Annotated in this window: 16 protein-coding genes; 6 read left to right on the top strand and 10 right to left on the bottom strand. The window is 58.7% G+C overall.

Translation table 11 applies throughout. From position 1 onward, the window contains the following. Positions 1 to 107: 107 nt before the first annotated feature. The 5 genes from EDB95_RS11575 to EDB95_RS11595 all read right to left on the bottom strand — a co-directional run bounded on the left by EDB95_RS11575 (position 108) and on the right by EDB95_RS11595 (position 6,904). Positions 108 to 764, bottom strand: a complete 657-nt coding sequence (locus EDB95_RS11575) for an ABC transporter ATP-binding protein (RefSeq protein WP_133993737.1) — start codon at positions 762 to 764, stop codon at positions 108 to 110. Then, positions 761 to 1,438, bottom strand: a complete 678-nt coding sequence (modB, locus tag EDB95_RS11580; protein WP_133993739.1) for a molybdate ABC transporter permease subunit — start codon at positions 1,436 to 1,438, stop codon at positions 761 to 763. Before modB ends, EDB95_RS11575 begins: the two co-directional genes overlap by 4 nt. 5 nt (positions 1,439 to 1,443) lie before the next feature. Continuing rightward, entirely contained in the window at positions 1,444 to 2,193 is a 750-nt protein-coding gene (gene modA, locus EDB95_RS11585; RefSeq protein ID WP_133993742.1) for a molybdate ABC transporter substrate-binding protein, read from the bottom strand. A gap of 46 nt (positions 2,194 to 2,239) precedes the next feature. Next, on the bottom strand, positions 2,240 to 4,669 hold the full coding sequence (locus tag EDB95_RS11590; RefSeq protein ID WP_133993744.1) for a TonB-dependent receptor domain-containing protein: 2,430 nt from the start codon (positions 4,667 to 4,669) through the stop codon (positions 2,240 to 2,242). 63 nt (positions 4,670 to 4,732) lie between these two features. Further along, a complete protein-coding gene (locus EDB95_RS11595; RefSeq protein ID WP_133993746.1) occupies positions 4,733 to 6,904 on the bottom strand; it encodes an outer membrane beta-barrel family protein in 2,172 nt (723 codons plus the stop codon). 165 nt (positions 6,905 to 7,069) lie between these two features. Here EDB95_RS11595 and EDB95_RS11600 point away from each other — a divergent pair, with 165 nt between their 5' ends. Both EDB95_RS11600 and EDB95_RS11605 read left to right on the top strand, forming a co-directional pair. Then, complete coding sequence (locus EDB95_RS11600) at positions 7,070 to 8,188, top strand: sensor histidine kinase (RefSeq protein WP_133993748.1); 1,119 nt, start codon at positions 7,070 to 7,072, stop codon at positions 8,186 to 8,188. Beyond that, positions 8,163 to 8,864: a LytR/AlgR family response regulator transcription factor gene (locus tag EDB95_RS11605; RefSeq protein WP_133993750.1), complete on the top strand. Its 702-nt coding sequence runs from the start codon at positions 8,163 to 8,165 to the stop codon at positions 8,862 to 8,864. Before EDB95_RS11600 ends, EDB95_RS11605 begins: the two co-directional genes overlap by 26 nt. 3 nt (positions 8,865 to 8,867) lie before the next feature. On the opposite strand, the gene EDB95_RS11610 is transcribed toward EDB95_RS11605, so the two are convergent. The 5 genes from EDB95_RS11610 to EDB95_RS11630 all read right to left on the bottom strand — a co-directional run bounded on the left by EDB95_RS11610 (position 8,868) and on the right by EDB95_RS11630 (position 14,779). Beyond that, positions 8,868 to 9,296 carry a PepSY-like domain-containing protein gene (locus EDB95_RS11610; RefSeq protein ID WP_162852560.1) on the bottom strand — a complete coding sequence of 143 codons (429 nt, stop codon included), beginning with the start codon at positions 9,294 to 9,296 and terminating at the stop codon, positions 8,868 to 8,870. Between the two features lie 118 nt (positions 9,297 to 9,414). Beyond that, positions 9,415 to 11,184: an ABC transporter ATP-binding protein gene (locus tag EDB95_RS11615; RefSeq protein WP_133993754.1), complete on the bottom strand. Its 1,770-nt coding sequence runs from the start codon at positions 11,182 to 11,184 to the stop codon at positions 9,415 to 9,417. After that, the gene (locus EDB95_RS11620) at positions 11,165 to 12,907 is read right to left on the bottom strand and encodes an ABC transporter ATP-binding protein (protein WP_133993756.1); all 1,743 of its coding nucleotides are present in this window, start codon (positions 12,905 to 12,907) and stop codon (positions 11,165 to 11,167) included. The genes EDB95_RS11615 and EDB95_RS11620 overlap by 20 nt, the downstream gene beginning before the upstream one ends. A 67-nt stretch (positions 12,908 to 12,974) precedes the next feature. Further along, on the bottom strand, positions 12,975 to 14,216 hold the full coding sequence (gene fabF, locus EDB95_RS11625) for a beta-ketoacyl-ACP synthase II (RefSeq protein WP_133993758.1): 1,242 nt from the start codon (positions 14,214 to 14,216) through the stop codon (positions 12,975 to 12,977). Beyond that, entirely contained in the window at positions 14,213 to 14,779 is a 567-nt protein-coding gene (locus EDB95_RS11630; protein ID WP_133993760.1) for a TetR/AcrR family transcriptional regulator, read from the bottom strand. The genes fabF and EDB95_RS11630 overlap by 4 nt, the downstream gene beginning before the upstream one ends. Positions 14,780 to 14,864: 85 nt before the next feature. On the opposite strand from EDB95_RS11630, the gene EDB95_RS27275 reads away from it, so the two are divergent. The 4 genes from EDB95_RS27275 (at position 14,865) to EDB95_RS11645 (ending at position 17,642) form a co-directional block, all read left to right on the top strand. After that, positions 14,865 to 15,053, top strand: coding sequence for a hypothetical protein (locus EDB95_RS27275; RefSeq protein WP_162852561.1), 189 nt, complete (start codon positions 14,865 to 14,867; stop codon positions 15,051 to 15,053). A 32-nt stretch (positions 15,054 to 15,085) separates the two neighbouring features. After that, a complete protein-coding gene (locus EDB95_RS11635) occupies positions 15,086 to 15,604 on the top strand; it encodes a DUF4399 domain-containing protein (protein WP_211352085.1) in 519 nt (172 codons plus the stop codon). 119 nt (positions 15,605 to 15,723) lie between these two features. Then, the gene (locus EDB95_RS11640) at positions 15,724 to 16,254 is read left to right on the top strand and encodes an RNA polymerase sigma-70 factor (protein ID WP_162852562.1); all 531 of its coding nucleotides are present in this window, start codon (positions 15,724 to 15,726) and stop codon (positions 16,252 to 16,254) included. Positions 16,255 to 16,367: 113 nt separating this feature from the next. After that, complete coding sequence (locus EDB95_RS11645; RefSeq protein ID WP_133993764.1) at positions 16,368 to 17,642, top strand: FecR family protein; 1,275 nt, start codon at positions 16,368 to 16,370, stop codon at positions 17,640 to 17,642. The last annotated feature ends 131 nt before the right edge of the window (positions 17,643 to 17,773 follow it).

Genomic DNA, 17,773 nt, shown 5'->3' on the forward strand with positions numbered 1-17,773 from the left:
ATTCTATATCAAAAATCGCAGGAAATTGCCCTGGTTTTGTGTCATAAAACGGAGGAAATTGCCCTGGTTTTGTGTTTAAAGTATTGATTACCATCAATAAATCATTTTTAATAAATCTCCCCCCGTCCCCCCCATACCTCCCTGGGCGCCCCCTGCCCCGTGACACGCCCGTCCGCCATGGACACAACGGTGTCGGCCAGCCGCGCCGCTTCCTGCCGGTCGTGGGTAACAAGAAGGGTGGTCAGCCCCTCGGTCCGGTGTATGTCAAGCAAAAAGCCCTGCAACCGCGCCCTTAGAACGTCGTCCTGGGCCGACAACGGTTCGTCGAGCAGGAGCAACCGGGGCCGTCGTGCCAGGGCGCGGGCCAGGGCGGCGCGTTGCTGCTGGCCACCGGAGAGCCGGGCGGGCTTCCGGTCCGCTAACGGCGCCAGATTAAGAGCGTCGATCAGGTAATCGATTCGTTTGGCATCCGATCCATTTGCCAGCGCCAGGTTCTCCCGGACACTCAGGTGCGGGAAAAGGGCGTAGTCCTGGAACACCATACCAATCCCCCGTTGCTGGGGCGGGCGGTGGATCTTTAAGAGAGGATCGTCCCAGACTTCGCCGTCGACTTCGAGGTAAAAGCCGGAGCGTGCCAGCCCGGCGACCATCCGGAGCAGCGTTGTCTTGCCGGACCCGGATGGCCCATAAAGAACCACCAGACTCCGGGAAGCCACCTCCAGGGACAGATCCAGGATCGGTGTATGTGCTTTTATCCGGATCATGCAGTCAGGTCGTCTTTATCAAAAGGTGGGCGTATGAGGTAGACCCCCAGAAGCACAAGAAAAGAAAACCCCAGCAGAATGCCCGCATACACATTGGCCTCGTGATAATTCAGAGACTGCACCTCATCATACAGGGCAAGGGATACGACCTTGGTCACCCCCGGTATATTGCCCCCGACCATCAGGACCACGCCAAACTCGCCGATGGTATGCGCAAAGCTCAACACCACACCGGTCAGCACCGAGGCCCGGATGCAAGGGAGAAGCACCCGGATAAGAGTGGCAAAAGGTGAAAGCCCCAGCGTATAGGCCGCTTCCCTGATCGAAGGCGAAAGGTTCCGCAGCCCCGACCGGATGGGATGCACCATAAAAGGAAGGCTATAGACCAGCGAAGCCAGTACGATACCGGGAAAAGTAAACGCCAGCCGTATGTCAAACCACCGCTCCAACGCCCGCCCGAAAGCATGCTCGGGACTAAAGGCCAGGAGCAGGTAAAACCCCAGCACCGTGGGGGGCAGGACCAGGGGCAGGCTGACCACCGCGTCGATCACCGCCCTCCCCCGGAAACGGCTCGTAGCGAGCCACCATGCCAGGGGGATCCCCACGACCAGCAGGATAACGGTCGTGATCAGGGCCAGTTCCAGGGTGAGCCATAAGGGTTGGAAATCGATCATGGGGTTTATTGAAATCCAAAACGTTTCAAGACGGTCTTGGCGGCCGGCGTTTCCATAAAGGCCGCAAAATCTCGGGCTGTGGCGTTGTCTTTGCCATGGTCCAGGAGGGCGTACCCCTGTTCGAGAAGCCCATGGCTCTCGGCCGGCACCTCCCAGTAATGCCCGTCCTTCATCGTGGGGGACAGCGCCAGCGACAACGCGATCAGCCCCACGTCCGCGGACCCCGTGGCGGCAAACTGCGCGGTCTGGGAGATGTTTTCCCCCATCACCAGTTTGTCCTGCACCTGGTCATACACTTTGTAATATTGGAGGCTTTCCACGGCGCGTTTGCCATAGGGCGCATGGGCCGGGTTGGCTATGGCGATCTTTTTCACCGAGGGGTCCGTGAGCAGCGCCATCTTTTTGACGGAAGGATCCAGCCGGAGGCTCCACAGTACGAGGTGCCCGAGCGCGTAGCGCCTTACGTCCCCGGAGACCTTGCCGTCGTCCTTGAGGTGACGGACGTAGTCCATATCGGCGGAAAAAAACAGGTCGAAGGGCCCACCGTTGCGGATCTGTTCATAGAAATTTCCGGAGGAACCATAGCTGACCTGGATCTGCGCGCCCGGATGGGCGCGTTCATACGTGGCCACCAGGGTGTCCATGGCGTAGCGGAGGTCGGCGGCGGCGGCCACCAGGACGGGCTGCTGCGCGGCGGGATGGCCCGGCTGCGCGACACCGGCCGTTAGTACGTGAACGAGTAAGGCGAGGATCATACCCGCCGAAGATACGAAATCGCGGGCTGAGCCCCGCGTGGGCCCGTTACTGCCCCAGGTCCTGCCCGCCGTTATCCTGATTCTGCTCCTTGTCCTTCTTAAACTCCAGCTTCCCGAACTTATACGTAAAGTTCAACCCAAACGAGCGGTAGGGCACCTGCCGGAGGCTGTTGAGCGTAAAGTTCGAGCCGCTGACCACCGTCGCCTGGTTGACATATTTTTCAAAGGGGTTGGTGGTGGTGATGGCGATGCTGGCCTTTTTGTTCCAGAATTGTTTCCGGGCGGCGAAGTTGTAGCTGATAAAGGACGGATACCGGCCCTGGATTTCGTTGCGGGCGGAGTTGAAGTTGCCAAAGAACTCCATGACCAGCGTAGGCGCTACCTGGTAAGTGGCGTTGATGTTGATGCGGTAGTTAAAGCTCCGGATCGCTTCTCCTCCGAGGGTTCCCGTGGTGATGTAGCGATAGAAGGAGGAGATGTTGCTCCGCAGGTTGAGTTTTTTTGTGATGGGTGCGGATCCGAAGATGTTCACGCCATAGTTGTTTTCGGAACCGACATTCTCAGGAGTGCTGACGGATACATCGGTATACGTGGAGTCCCCCAGGACGAAGCTGGGGTAGTAGACGATAAACGGCTGGATGTCGTGGTCGCTCCGCCGGTAGAACAGGGCGACATTCAGTTCTCCACCGGAGGTAAAAGACTTGCTGTACGTGAGGTCGAAGTTGTTGCCAATCTCCGGTTGGAGGAAAGGGTTCCCCCGGGTAAGGTTCTTGGGGTCGCTGGCGTTGACATAAGGGTTGAGGGAGCGGTACCCCGGGCGTTCGATCCGTTTGCTGTATCCCAGTTTGAGCGTCTGTTCGCCGGCAAAAGTATGGCTGATGATGATCGAAGGCGCCCAGGTATTATACCCGGGGATGTTCGTCCCCGGCGCCTGGGAAAAGGTGGCATCCGTTTCGGTGCGCTCATACCTCAGCCCGGACTTGACGTCCAGCCAGTGGAAAAGGGGAAAGTTCATGGACACATACCCGGCGTATACGCGCCGGTCGTACGTCAGGGAATTGGACTGGGATGTATCGTAGGGATAGAGGTGAGAGGTCGGGTCGAAGGTATACACCGGGGAATTGCTCGTGATCCGGCGAAGCTGTATCCGGCCGCCGGTTTCCAGCTTTATCTTATCGGTTAACGGTTGCGTATAGTCGACGCGGAGGTTGGCCTCATGGTCCTGACCGGTGCTGACCCCCTGGGACCCCGCAAAGGTCGAGTCACCCGAAGGAAGGCTTTGAGACTGTGTATAGGATGACTTGTTGTTCCCCTCGCTTCCGTCCGCGGAAATGTCCAGCTCCTGTTCATCCCGGGCAAAAGTCTTCTTATACGACAGTTGCCAGTCCACGGAATGCGCCCGGAACTGGCTGACCGAGTTGACCAGGCTCAGGGTGTCGTTTTGCCCCTGTATATAGGGCCCGTTGTTGTGGTTTCCAAAATTGTCAAAACCCAGGCTGGCATTGAGCGTATTGCGCTTGTTGATGTCCCATTCCGCGCCCACGCCGGACTCAAAGCCGTTTCTGTAAAAGCTGCTGCTGCCGTTTTGGGTCAGGGTACCGATCACGTTGCCGGTCGAGTCATACGACGTCCGGGTCGAGGAGTTGAGCGTGGTAGACGCCAGCTGTGCATTCCCGCTAAAAAACGCGTTCATCCCGAAATGTCCCGTCCGGGCGTTCAGGTTAAAGGACCCGTTTTCCAACCGGGACCCGCCCGTCAGGCTTATGTTTCCGTTGATCCCTTTGAGTTTGTTGTCCTTCAGAATGATATTGATGATGCCACCGGTTCCCTCGGCGTCATACTTGGCGCCGGGGCTGGTGATCACTTCTATGCTTTTGATCTGGCTCGCCGGGATGGTTTGCAGCGCGTCCGCCAGGTTGTTGCCGAAAATACTCGACGGTTTTCCATTGATCAGGAAAAGTATATTGGAATTGCCCATGATGTCCACGTTCCCATCGATGTCCACGGACACCATGGGTACCTTTTTGAGGACATCCGTGGCCACCCCGCCAATCGAAGTCACGTCCTTTTCCACGTTATACACCAACTTATCCAGCTTGTTTTCGACAAGCCCCGGGGCCCGGATGGTGACGCCTTGTACCTCGACCACCTTTTTGGAAAGCACCAGGTCCCCCAGAGCGGTTTTGTCGGCCAGGTCGAAGGGACCGACGACCTTTGTCTCATACCCGATGCACTCCAGGGTAAGCGTATATTTTCCAGGGGCAAGGCCATCCAGGGAAAACGTGCCCTTATTCCCGGTGATCGCCCCGGTAGCGGGTTTGGCGCCTTTTTGACGGAAGACGGATATCGTGGCGTATTCCAGGGGTTGCCCGGTAACGGAGTCGACAATACGCCCGGTGAGGTGAGTAGCAGGGTCCTGGGCCATGGCTGCACGAGTACCGATCAGCAGGACGAAAAACGTGAACAGTTGCTTCATAAAGGGTGCAAATTAGCCGGACATTCTGTCGACAATTTGTAGTTGAGGCGCCGGGAGCGCCCTTTACCCTCCCGCCCGGCGCCGCTCCTCCTCCGCACTCGACCGTACGTCACTATGAGTGGCTTTCCCGGACCCAAACCGGTAGGTGGCGGTCAGCGACACCGAACGGGTGTAAAAACCGGACACGCTGAATTGGGACAAGCCCGTGTAGTGGTCGGAGCCGTGGTTGCCCTCGCTTTGAAAAATGTTGTTGGCGTTCAAAGAAAGGCTGCCCTTTTTAAAAGTCCATTTAAGTGCCGCGTTGACCATATAGTAAGGACCGAACCAGGACGAGACCAGTTGGTGTTCCGAATCGTATTCCCCGTCTACCTCCGCAGACAGCCGCCGGCTGAGGGTAAAGGTGTTGTCAAAACTCAGGTACACGGCCAGGATCCCGCGATCCGCGCGCCACAGGCTGTCCGGGTCCCCGGCAAAGGCGTTTTGAAAAAACGACAGTGCGTTGTCCGTGGTCCACCAGCGCGTCAGCGCTTTTGTAAAGGTCAGGTCCAGGTTCCAGGAATGCCCCTCGACATTGGTCGGCCGCCGGGTGATCGTACTGTCGCCCGGGTCCACGTAGGGCAGCGTCCGCATATAGTCATGGTCCCTGTCCATCATAAAAGTGATGGTAAAAATATTGCGCCACGTCCAGCCCAGCTCCCCATGCCAGGTCAGGTCCGGCCGGAGGTAAGGATTGCCCTGGAAATACAGGGTGGGGGTAAGCGGTCGCCGGAAAGGATTCATTTCATGATAGTCCGGGCGGTCCGTCCGTCGCCCCAGGCGCAGGAAAAAAGCTTTTTCAAAACGAAGAAAAAGGGTAGGAAAAAGTTGCAAGTAGCGCCACCGGCTTACGGTGTCCCTCAGGGCGTCTTTCTCCACGCGGAGCCCCGCCTGTACCTCCCACTTTTTGTAAGAGCGATCCATCGTGGCATAAGCCGCCTCGATCCATTCCGTACTTTGCGTGCTGTCGGTGATGAAGGATTCGCTTGTCTTGACCCCCGCTTCCCAACGGCCGTTTTTGAAAGGATGCGTATAGTCCGCCTGGGCAGAATAGATCCGCATCCGCCGGTGCTCCGGCAATAAGGTATCCGATGCGCCGGTATACTGCCCGCTTGTATCGTAAAAAAGGCCGTGGGTGGTTTGCACGGGGTGATAGTCAAAACGGGCGTAGTCCGCGTCCACCGTCAGGTTCCGGCCCGCCGTATCCAGCGCCTGCGACCACTGAAGGGTCGTGAAGTAATGATACGGATGGTCGACGTTCAGGGCCGAGAAGTCCTCATACTGAACGGGCACCCGGTGCCCATCGGTCGTTTCCAGGCTGGAATGGGTGTCGAAGCTGGTGGTACCCACCGCCCCCATGGCCGACAGGCTAAGCGTCGTCCGGGCGGACGCATACCAGTCGATCCCCACAGCCGGGTTGTCGCTCCTCCACCCATTCACCGTCCGGTTGTTGGATACTTCTTCCGCCAGCAGCGCACCGTGCGCGTCCTCGATGTCGCTGGTGAGATACCGGTCACCCAACTGTTTGCCATAGGTATAAGCATCGCTCACGTATAGGTTTACATGATCGTTCTTATAGACCGCCATCACCCCTCCATGGTATTGACCATAGTGCTCCGACACCAGGCTCCCGTTCACGCTCCCGCTAAACCCCTGTTTGCGGTTCCGCTTACGGACGATGTTGATGATCGCGCCTGTACCCGAAGCATCATATTTTGATGGCGGATTCGTGATGATCTCGATCCGCTGGACGCCCGATGCCGACATCCCGTTCAGCAAACCCGCCAGGTCCGCCGAAGAAAGATAGGTCGGCTTCCCGTCAATAAACACGGTGGCTCCCCGCCCGCCCGTCATCGTGATCGCCCCGTCCGCCGACACATGCACTCCCGGCAGGTGCTGCAGGGCCTCCAGTACCGTGGCGCCTGCCGTTGTGATGCGCTGGTCCAGATTGATGACGGTCTTGTCTAACCGCCGTTCGATCGGCGGCGCGGCAATGCGGATGTCCCCCAACTGGATACGCCTTGCCGTGTCCGCGCCTGGGGCAGCGCGCACCATCGTGTCGGCACCCTCGGGGGCCGGCTTTGCCGTATCGGGCCGCTGCGCGGCGGCGTGCCCCCTGGTATCGCGTCGGGCAGTGTCCGGCGTCTGCGCGCCGGCGCGCAACGCGAACAGGATCAGCAGAACGAGTAGTTTGCGCATCCCCAATATTCGCCCGCGAATCGATGCGAAAAAGGCGTCGCCGCCCGGGAGGCCGTACCGATCGTCCAATCAGCCAAACCGCCCGCCGGACCGGTTTCAGGGGGCGGTTTGGCCGATTCGTCGACGACGCGCCGGTATGTGGGTCAAATGGAGTAACATTGGGTCATGAACCTCGTGGAGACGATCCGGCATTACCAGCGGAAGTACCGCCTGGCCAGTCATCTGCTCTTCTGGGCACTGTTCCTGCAGGTCGCCATCAGTGCCAGCAAGTACTACGACGGCCGGCATTTTTCATATCGGTTTGAGCTGATCACTGACGGCCTTTACCAGGTCCCGGAAATGCTCGCAGCCTATTTCCTGACCTATTGGGTGGTCCCGCAATTTGTAACGAAGAAGCGGTACGTCCTGGCGTCGGTGGGTTTCCTGGCTGGCGCGTATGCGATCTGCGTCCTCGGCCGGTTTATCATCGTCCGTGTGTGCGAACCCCTGGCCGGTATACCACCCGAGGCCTTCGAGACCAATCGCGAGCTCCTGACGAATATTCCCAAGCTGATCTACAGGTATTTTTTCCAGATCTTCGACATCGCCACGTTTTTCCTTTTTATCCGGCTGCTTCTCCAGCAACTCGATACCCAAAAACGCACGCTGACCCTCGAAAAGGAAAAGATCGCCACGGAGCTAAAGCTGCTCAAGGCGCAGCTCAACCCCCACTTCCTGTTCAATACCCTGAACAATATCTACGCCTTGTCCCTGGCGAATTCCCCGGCCACGGCCTCTTCCATCGCGAAGCTCTCGGAGATCCTCGACTACATCCTCTATCGCTGCGACGGTAGCCTGGTCCCATTGGACGGCGAGGTCGGCGTCCTTGAGGACTACCTTGCGCTCGAACGGCTGCGCTACGACGACCGCCTGCAGCTCCGCTTCGAACGCACCGTCACCGCGCCCGCGCAGGTGCCGCCGCTGCTCCTGTTATCGCTCGCCGAAAACGCCTTCAAACACGGCGCCAGCCAGGATATGGGCCGGCCGTGCATCGAGATTTCGCTCCGCGTGGATGCGGAGGGGTTGGTGTATAGCGTCGCCAATACGGTGGTCGCGCCCCGCGGCGGCAGTGCCTCGCGGCCCGCGCCCGGCAGCATCGGCCTCGCGAATGTCCGGCGGCAACTCGACTATCTTTTCCCGGGGCAACACACTTTTGTAGCGGGCCTCGAAGGCAACGTCTTTCGCACCCGCCTTTTCCTCAACCTAAAATCCGCGACCAATGGCCACCCGGTGCCTGCTCGTTGACGACGAACCGCTGGCGGTGCAGTTGCTGCGGCAGCACATCGGCCAATTGCCTTTTTTCGAGGTGGCGGGTAGTTGCGCCAACGCCGTGGAGGCGCTGGAGGTGCTTAACCACCAGCCCATCGACCTGTTGTTCCTGGACATCCGGATGCCGCAGTTGTCGGGTTTGGAGTTGCTCAAAAGCCTGAGGCGCGCACCGCCCACCATCCTGACGACGGCCCACCGCGAGTATGCGCTGGACGGATTTGACCTGGACGTGGTGGATTACCTGCTCAAACCCGTGACGTTCGATCGCTTTTTCCAGTCGGTGGAGCGCTTCCTGAGAAGGAGTCAACAGCCCCTGTCGAATGTCCTGACCTCCTCGGAGCCACAGGTGATCTACCTGAAGTCGGGGTATAAGTACTTCAAGCTGGACCTCCGGCACATCCTTTACGTGGAGAGCATGAAGGACTACATCCGGGTCGTGACCACCGAAAGGACGATCGTCTCCAAATACAAGCTGGGCGACCTGGAGCGGGAGCTACAGGACAAGGGGTTCCTGCGGATCCACCGGTCGTACGTCATCAACATGGCGCACGTCACGGCGTTTACCGCCAGCGAATTGGAGCTCGGCGTCCACCGGCTGCCCGTCGGCGACAGCTACAAGGCTTACGTGGAAAAAACGATGCCCCGGCGGTAGCGCTTAGTCTTTTTCTTCCTGCAGGAAAGCGCCGTCGGTGGTAAACAAGAGATCCTTTCCTTTAATCTCCACCTCGTAGGTATGGCTGCCGGCGGCGTCCACGCGCTTACCCGCCTCGCGGATAGCCGTTTTGTAGTGTTCTTTTACATAGGGAGCCACGGACACGGGGAGCGCGGACACAGGAATGGCATCCACGGACTCGGCAAAATCGCCGGCCGGTGTGAACTGTACGGAATGATCCTCTCCCGATTTGCCACCCCAGTTGGCTTCGAAATTGCCTTTTTCTTTCTCCCAGGAGACTTTCGTAGCGGAAGGGAATTGCTTAAGCAAGGCGGCTTTGACCGCGGCGGGGACGTCCTTTGTTTTGATGTCCTGTGCGGCCGCGCCCAGCGCGCACGCCAGGCAGGCGATGGATAAAACTTTCTTGAGCATACGTATCATTAAAGTAGTGAGGATACGAAGCTAGAAAGTCAATCTGGAGAGATCCTGTACACACCCTGCAGGGCGCCGCGGAACGCCGTGGGGCGGCGTTCCGCGGCGCTGCCGCGGATCAACTGACGCGCTTCCCACTCATGAGCATTTCCACCGCATCCCCGAACGACCCCGCGCGGGTGACCTCCCCTGAGTTGACAAAGAAGATTTCATCCGCGCTTTCGATGGTGTTGAGGCGGTGGGCAATGATGACGCGGGTAGTCGTCTCCGGCAGTTTGCGTAGTATTCCTTCGAGGAGCTGTTCGGTGACGGTGTCGATGTTGGCGGTGGCCTCGTCTAGGATGAGCAGGTCGGGGTGCCGGAGGACGGCGCGCATAAAGGCGATGAGCTGGCGCTGACCCAGGCTCATGGTCTCCCCTCCGGTGGACACGGGGGTGTCGAGCCCGGTGTCAAAACGGTCGAGGAGGTCGGAGAGCCCTTCTTCGCGAAGCGCCTCCTGGAGTTGTTCGGGGGAGAGCATCGAATAGGCGGGGTTGCCATACAGGATATTTTCCCGAACCGTGCCGCTAAAAAGGATAGGCTCCTGGAGGATGAAGCCGATCTTACCGGTGCGGTCCGCCGCGTCGTAGGTCTTGATGTCGCGGCCGTCGAGCCAGACGGAGCCGCGGGTGGGGTCGTATAAACGCGCGACGAGGCTGGCGGTCGTGGTTTTACCGCCGCCGGTGGGTCCGATAAACGCGTATGTTTTACCCCGCTCAAGGTCGAAGTTGATGTCGTGTAAGACCTCCTTGCCGTCGGGATAGTGGAAGTAGACATTCCGGAAGGACATCAACGCGGTCGGGGCGTGGTTTTTGCCGGATGCCGGCTCCACAAGAAGGTTGTTTTCCAAATGGAGAATCGCGGAGATCCGGTCCCAACCCGCGAGGGCTACCTGGAAGGCGGCCCAAAGGGCGGCCAGTTGCCGGAGGGGGTTGTAGAAGTACGTCGCGTAGGCGAGAAAGGCAACGAGCTGTCCGATCTGGAAGACCCCTGTCTGGATCATGTGGATCCCGTACAAAAGAACGACCAGTTGCCCCAGGCCCGCGCACATGCCGTAAACCGGGGTATAGATGTTGTTGGCGATACCCGCCCGGACGGCGTTTTCGTAGTTTTCCGCGTTGGCTTCCTGGAACTTCTCCCGGAAATAGTCGCGGCGGTTGAAGGCGATGATAACCTTGAAATTCTGGAGGCTTTCCTGGATCTCGGCGCTCAGACCACCCGTGCTTTTCATGCTGCGGGCGTTCTGGGTTTTGACCCAGGCGGAGGTCACTTTTGTAAAAAGATAAAGAAATGCCCCGGGGGCGAGGGTGGCCAGGCCCAGGCGCCAGTTGAGACAGATCATAAAGATGGCGGCCCCGGTCATGATAAAGATGCTGGACAGGAACTGCATCAGCGACTGGGAAAAAAACTGGTTGATCTTGTCGGTATCGTTGTTGACCCGGGAGATCAGGTCGCCGGCTTTGTTTTGGTTGAAAAAAGCAACAGGAAGCTCCTGGAGTTTACCAAAGATCGAGTTCCGTAAAGTGAACAACAGCCGCTGTCCAAAACCGGCCATCAGGCGGGTCTGGGCATACCCGGTAAACAGGGCGGTAAAGTACATCGCCAGGAAAATGATCCCGTACCGCAACACCGAGTTAAAGTCGGGATGCTGGCTGATGATGTATTTGTCGATGACGTGGGCGGACAGGAGCGGGCCGAGCAGGTTTAGCCCCGAGTTCACCATCATCATGACAAAGGCCGCGATCAGCCGGGGCCTTTCGTGGGTCATCAGCGTCAGGAGCTTCCCCACGGGACCCCAGGTGGCGTTTTTCCTGGGGGATGCGGGCTGTTTATTCAGATTGTATTGCATGGGTACTGCGTTGGGAGTTAAAGATCTGCACGTATTCCGGGCAGGTGGCCAGGAGCGCTGAGTGGGTACCCGTGGCGATGACCTCTCCTTCCATGAGGAGGATGATCTGTTCATAGTGTTCCACAGACTCGATCTTTTGGGTGACCGACAGGAGCGTGAGACCGGGATAGTTCCGTTGAACGTTATCCAAAATCTTTTTTTCGGTCCGTGTATCGACACGGGCGGTAAAGTCGTCCAGGAGCAACACCTTTGGATTCAGCGCCAGCGCACGGGCCAGCATGATGCGTTGTTTTTGTCCCCCCGAAAGCGTGGTGCCCCTTTCGGAGACGACGGTGTCCAGACCGTCGGGGAGTCCTTCGACGAAGTCCTTGAGCTCGGCTGTGGCCAGCGCGCGCTCCAGGGAAGCATCCGTCACAGAATTGCTAAAGGCGATGTTTTCCCGGATGCTCAGGTTGAACATGATGCTGTCCTGGAAAACGAAGCCTACCTGGTGGTGAAAGTTTTCCTTTTGGTATTCGTCGATGGGGTGGCCGTCGAAAGTGATCGATCCGGAAGTAGGTTTGACCAGGGACGTGAGCAGGTACAGGAGCTGGGTTTTGCCCGCGGCCGTCGGCCCGATGACCGCGGTCCTGGAGCCTGCCGGGACCTCGAAGGACACGTCTTTTAGCGCGGGTTTTTGCCCGTATGTCAGGAAGACGTTTTGCAAACCGATGTCTCCCCGGAGCGCTTCCGTTCTCGTCCCTGGGTCCTTGGTATCCGGGGTCTGGAGCACCGCGCCGATCCGGTTATAGGAGGCCGTCGCCTGGGCGATGATGTTGCTCATAAAACCGATCACGATGATCGGGTAAATGAGCAGGGAGATGTAACTGTTGAAGGCCGCGAAGTTCCCGATGGAAATCGACCCTTTGATCGCGAAGTGTCCCCCCATGACAAGCACGGTGAACATCGCCATGTTTGAAAAAAAAGTGATGGCCGGGATCAGCGTGGCAAAAAGACGGACGATCTTCAGCCCGATCTCTTGGGCCTTCGAATTGGCGTCCAGGAATTTGTTGTACTCCAGCATCTGGGAATTCACCACCCGGATCACCGCCGATCCGAGGATGCTTTCGTTGATGACCTTGTTGAGCCAGTCGATGACTTCGCGGCTTTTTTTGAACTGCGCCCGGACCTTGCTGAGGATATAAAAAAAGCTCCCCGCAATGAGCGGAATGATCGTCAGGACCACGCACGCCAGCCGCCAGTTGATGAGGATGAGCAGGATGCTCGCTCCAACGATGATCACAATCGACGAGGTGATGGACACGACCGCCATGGACACGAACATCTTGACCGAGTCCACGTCAGAGGTAAGGTTGGTCAGCAGGCGGGCGGGGTTGGATTGTTCTATGTAGGCGTGGCTTTGCCGCGAGATCTTGTCCGACAAACGGGTCCGCAGGTCCCTCGCCACCTTTTCCGAAGCATACGTCTGGATCAGCCCCTGTATAAAGGTGAGGACGAAGATGACCCCCACTGCGATCAGAAATTGCCAGAGTACGCGGTCTGTTTGCAGGCGGTGCGCCGTCATCGCGTCGATCGCGCCCGCGGTGATCTTTGGCAAAAGCAGGTTGACGCTGTTGCTACCCAGGGCAAGAACGAGGAGGAGAAGCATCAGCCCCCGGTAGGGACCCAGGAGGCTCATTAAGCCCGGCGGCTTGGGGGCGGCAGGGGTTTTGGCGGATTTCATTCCGCCAAGTTACGATAAACCCCGGCCCGTCCCGGATATCTTGCTGCAAACCTCGTCTATGTTGCGGCTAAATACTACGGAATACGACAATCCCGTTGTGACCGCCAAAACCAAAGGTATTGCTCATGGCGGTCCGCACCGTCGTTGTCCGGGCCTCCCCGAAAACGATCGGCAAACCCGCGGGGATACCCGGGTCCGGGACCAAAGTATTGATCGTCGGAGGAACGATTCCGTTATTGATACTCAATATGCAAGCGATGGCCTCGATCGCGCCGGCGGCCCCCAAAAGGTGACCGGTCATCGATTTGGTCGCGCTGATCAGCGGGGCCTTCTTTTTCCCTCCAAAAAGACGGCCTATCGCCTTTAGCTCGCTTAGATCTCCCACGGGCGTCGACGTCGCGTGGGCATTGAGGTAGTCCAGGTCTTCCGGCGCCACCTGCGCTTCTTCCAGCGCCAGTTGCATGGCTTTGAAAGCGCCCAGGCCCTCGGGGTGCGTGGCCGTCATGTGGTAGGCGTCCGCCGTCATGGCGGCCCCCACCAGTTCCGCGTAGATGTGGGCGCCCCTGGCCCGGGCGTGTTCGTATTCCTCCAGGACGAGGGCCCCGGCGCCTTCCCCGATCACAAAGCCATCCCGGTCGGTGTCAAAGGGGCGGCTGGCTGTGGCCGGGTCGTCGTTACGGACCGACATTGCCTTCATGGCGCAAAATCCGCCCACCGAGGCCTCGGTGATGCCCGCTTCGGAACCTCCGCTGATAATGACTTTGGCTTTGCCCAGACGGATGTAGGTAAAAGCATCCATCAGCGCGTTGTTCCCTGTCGCACAAGCCGAGACCGCCGTATAGTTGATGCCCATCAGGCCGTAACGGATCGAGATCATCGCCGGCGCCATATTGGCGATCATTTTGGGCACGAGGAAGGGACTAAAACGAGGCACCATGCCGCCCAGCGCGTATTCTTTTACCTGTTCCTCAAAGGTTTCCATCCCGCCCTGGCCGGTCCCCCAGATCACCCCCGTATCAAAGGGATCCATGGTGGAAAAATCGAGACCCGCGTCTTTGATGGCTTCCGCGGCGGCAGTCAGCGCATATTGGGTAAACCGGTCCGTCTTGCGGACCTCGGCCTTGTCCAGCACTTTATTCGGATCGAAGTCCTTGACTTCGCACCCAAAACGCGTCCGGAAAAGGGAGGCGTCAAAACGCGTGATGGGTGCGGCGCCGCTTTTCCCTTCGACGAGGCTTTTCCAAAAGGTATCCACGGTATTGCCAAGGGGCGTCAGCGCGCCCAGGCCGGTAATCACGACTCTCTTCATGATGCGATCAGGTCTTTTTGTAATTGAGTGGTCATTCTATAAAACAGTTCCTCCCCGTGTACCCTTGACAGCAAAAGGGCGGACATCAACATTGATATAAGCAACAGCGCCCGGTCGGCGGCCGCGCCGTCAAAACGCAATGCTTTTTGGCAGCGTCCTTCTTCCAAAACGGTCGTCACCCAATCCAGGATCTCCACGCTCAGCATCTTCAACTGTTCCTGCACTGCCGGCGGCAAGGTATCAAAGTCCGGGCACATGGAGCCCACAATACAGATTAATCCCCGTTCCCGGTATCCCGCAAAAAGCGCGACCAGGTTCCGGAGTTGTTCCTCGTACGGCAGCGCCTCCCAGCCCGTGCTGTGGGTCCTGAAATCGGTGATCTCCCTCGCCAGCGTGGCTGCCCCGAGGGCTTCTTTGGTGGGAAAATGGTAGTGGATGGCCGCGGGTTTTACCCCCAGTACATCCGATATGTCCTTGTAACTAAAGGCATTATAGCCTCGCAGCCGGATGAATTCGTCGGCCAGGTCAAGGATTTTTTCGCGGGTCGGGCGCGGCTCCATCATCCGCAAATATACTTACTTATCAGTAAGTAAGTAATGGAGGCAAAAAAAAGGCCCCTCGATTCGAGGGGGCCTTTAAATCATTTTAATGATGGTCGTCGTGGTGCGGGGCCGGGTGATGAACCGGGTGATGCACGGGTTTGTGGTGATGCACGGGTTTTTTGTGGTGTACCGGATGGTGTGTCTGAGCCTGGGTTGTCAAGGTGGCAAACAACAGCGCCAAACTAAAGAGAGCGGTCATTTTCATAATGTTGCTTTTTTAATGGGTGCAATATAAATATCCATACCTTGTGGACCAAATAACACCATATGCGCAATACGTTCAAATTGCTTTCTGGCGCAGCCCTGTTGTTGGGCCTCGCCGCCTGTAACAGCGGGGGCAGCAGCTCCAATACGACGGACACCGTTTCCGCCAATGCCAAAAAAGACACCATGGCCGGTATGAAAATGGACACCGCAGCCGTTGCGGCGCTCCCCGCCATCCCTGATGGAGCCAAGGTGTTTTTCAAAAACCTTAAAGACGGGGCCAAGGTGACTTCCCCCCTTAAAGTGGAATTTGGTGTAGAAGGTATCGCCCTCGATACCGCCGGTACCCTGAAACCGGGTTCGGGTCACCACCACCTCCTGATCGACGCCGGGGATTCCATTCCCGCCGGTGTCGTGGTGCCCAAGGATTCGACGCACCTGCACTTCGGCAAAGCGCAAACGGAAGCCACCATCACGCTGACGCCCGGCAAACACACACTGGCGCTCCAGTACGCCGATGGGATCCATCGTTCTTATGGCAGCAAGCTGAGTGCCGTGGTCACGGTGGATGTGAAAAAATAAGTTGAACTTTCTTATAAAGCCCGCAAGCGTCAACTTGCGGGCTTTTTTTTTACCTTTATCCCGGGGCGCCACAGGCGCCCTGCCCGAAGGGGCCCGACCGTAGGTCATATACGATGCTTGTGCTTTCACCATACGAGGAAAAGGAACTGCTGTGCCGTACTGCGAAGGGAGACGAGGCCGCCTTCGGCCAGATTTTCCACGCGTATCACCAACGCCTGGGTGCTTTTATCTACCGGTTGACGGAGTCTTTCCCCGCCACCCAGGAAATCGTACAAGATGTCTTTGTGCGCATCTGGTTAAAGCGCGAGACACTCCCTGAAGTCACTTCGTTCGAGGCCTATCTGTTCACCGCGGCGCGGAACCACGCCTATAATTATATCCGCAAGGCGGCGCGTGAAAGGGCGCTCGAAGCCTCCCTGTCCCTACCGGCGGAAGCGGAGCCGGATGAGCGCTTTGCACTCCTGGAAAAGGCCATCTCCCAATTGCCCCGCCAGCAACAAAACGTCTACCTCCTTCACCGTCACCAGGGGCTCAGCCATGCGGAGATCGCCGAACAGTTGCACCTCTCCGTGGAGACCGTCAAAAAACACATGTCGCTGGCCCTCAGATCGATCAGGACCTTTTTGACGGTGGGGCGGTTGACGGGGTAGGGCGGCGCCCGCCAAGGCGCGCGCCCATGCCGCCGCGCGCCGCCAGATTTTTTTTCCCGCGATTACCTCTTTTTTCTGGTCCCGTTGTCTTCCCTTCAGACAACCACCCCCGTATGACCAGACTGGCCCTTTTGTTCCAACGCTATTATGATAAGACTGCCACCCCGGAAGAAGTCGACGAGTTTCTGCGTCTGGCCGACAAAGAAGAAAACGCCTCCGAGCTGCATGCCTTGATGGACGCGGCCTGGCAGGCGTCTCCGCCCGTGGAGCCGGTCTTTACGCCTGAGCAAAGCGAGGCCTTGCTGAAGGGTGTGCTGGACGCGGGGAGGGCGGCGGAGGCGCAGATGGCCGCCGCCGGCGCGTCACCGGCCGCCGTCACCGGCCGCTCCGCCGTGCGGACACTTCGCTGGCAGCGCCTCGCGGCTGCCGCCGCGGTCATGGGCATCCTGGGCGGCAGCGCCTGGTGGCTCGCACACCGGGAGCGTCCGCGCCGCGCAATGGTCGCGCGCGTTACCCCGCGAGCCATCGTACCCGGTACGAACAAAGCCACACTCATCCTTGCCGACGGTTCAACCATCGACCTGGACAGTGCGCAGCACGGGACGCTGGCGCACCAGGGCAGGACGGACGTTATCCAGGCCGGTGGGGGACACCTGGCGTATGCAAGCCGGCAGGCGGCGGGCGCCGGTGCGGGCGCGGGCCCTGCGGCGGTGGGCACCGGCCCCGCGGACGTGGCGTACAACACCGTGAAAACCCCCCGCGGCGGCCAATACCAGGTAGCCCTGCCCGACGGCAGCAAAGTCTGGTTAAACGCCGCGTCGAGCCTGCGGTTCCCGACGGCGTTCACGGGAGCGGACCGGACGGTGGAGTTGACGGGGGAAGCGTATTTCGAAGTGGCGGGCAAGCCCGGCCAGCCGTTTAAGGTGAAGGTAGGGGATATGCAGGTGGCGGTGTTGGGGACGCGCTTCGACGTGATGGCATACCCGGAAGAAGATGGGATACGGACGAGCCTGCTCCAGGGCGCGGTGCGCGTGGAAAAACAGGGCGCGCAGGAGGCCGAAAAGGGCGCTGTGGGCGAAAGGCTGGAACCCGGGCAGGAGGCGTTGTGGAATGGACTGGACTTCCACGTAGCGGAAGCGGATACGGACCAGGCGGTGGCCTGGAAGAACGGGCTGTTCCAGTTTGACGGGGCCACGCTGGAGGCGGTGATGCGCCAGGTTTGCCGGTGGTATGACGTGGACGTGCGGTATGAAGGGAAGGTACCCCGGCACTTCTCGGGGCTGATCTCGCGGAGCTCGCCCCTGACGGAGGTCTTGCGGATGCTGGACCTGGCGGGGAAGGCGCGGTTTACGCTGGAGGGGCGAACCGTAGTGGTGAAGACGCCCTGATGGGCGATAACAAAGGAAAAAAGAGTGCGTAAAAAAAGCGAAGTGCGGTTCGAGCGCACCTCGCCGGTATTTGGGCGCTCTTCAGTATAGGACCTACATCTGATAAACCCAAACATTGCAAAAGTATGCGA

The sequence above is a fragment of the Dinghuibacter silviterrae genome (assembly GCF_004366355.1).
GTDB lineage: Bacteria > Bacteroidota > Bacteroidia > Chitinophagales > Chitinophagaceae > Dinghuibacter > Dinghuibacter silviterrae.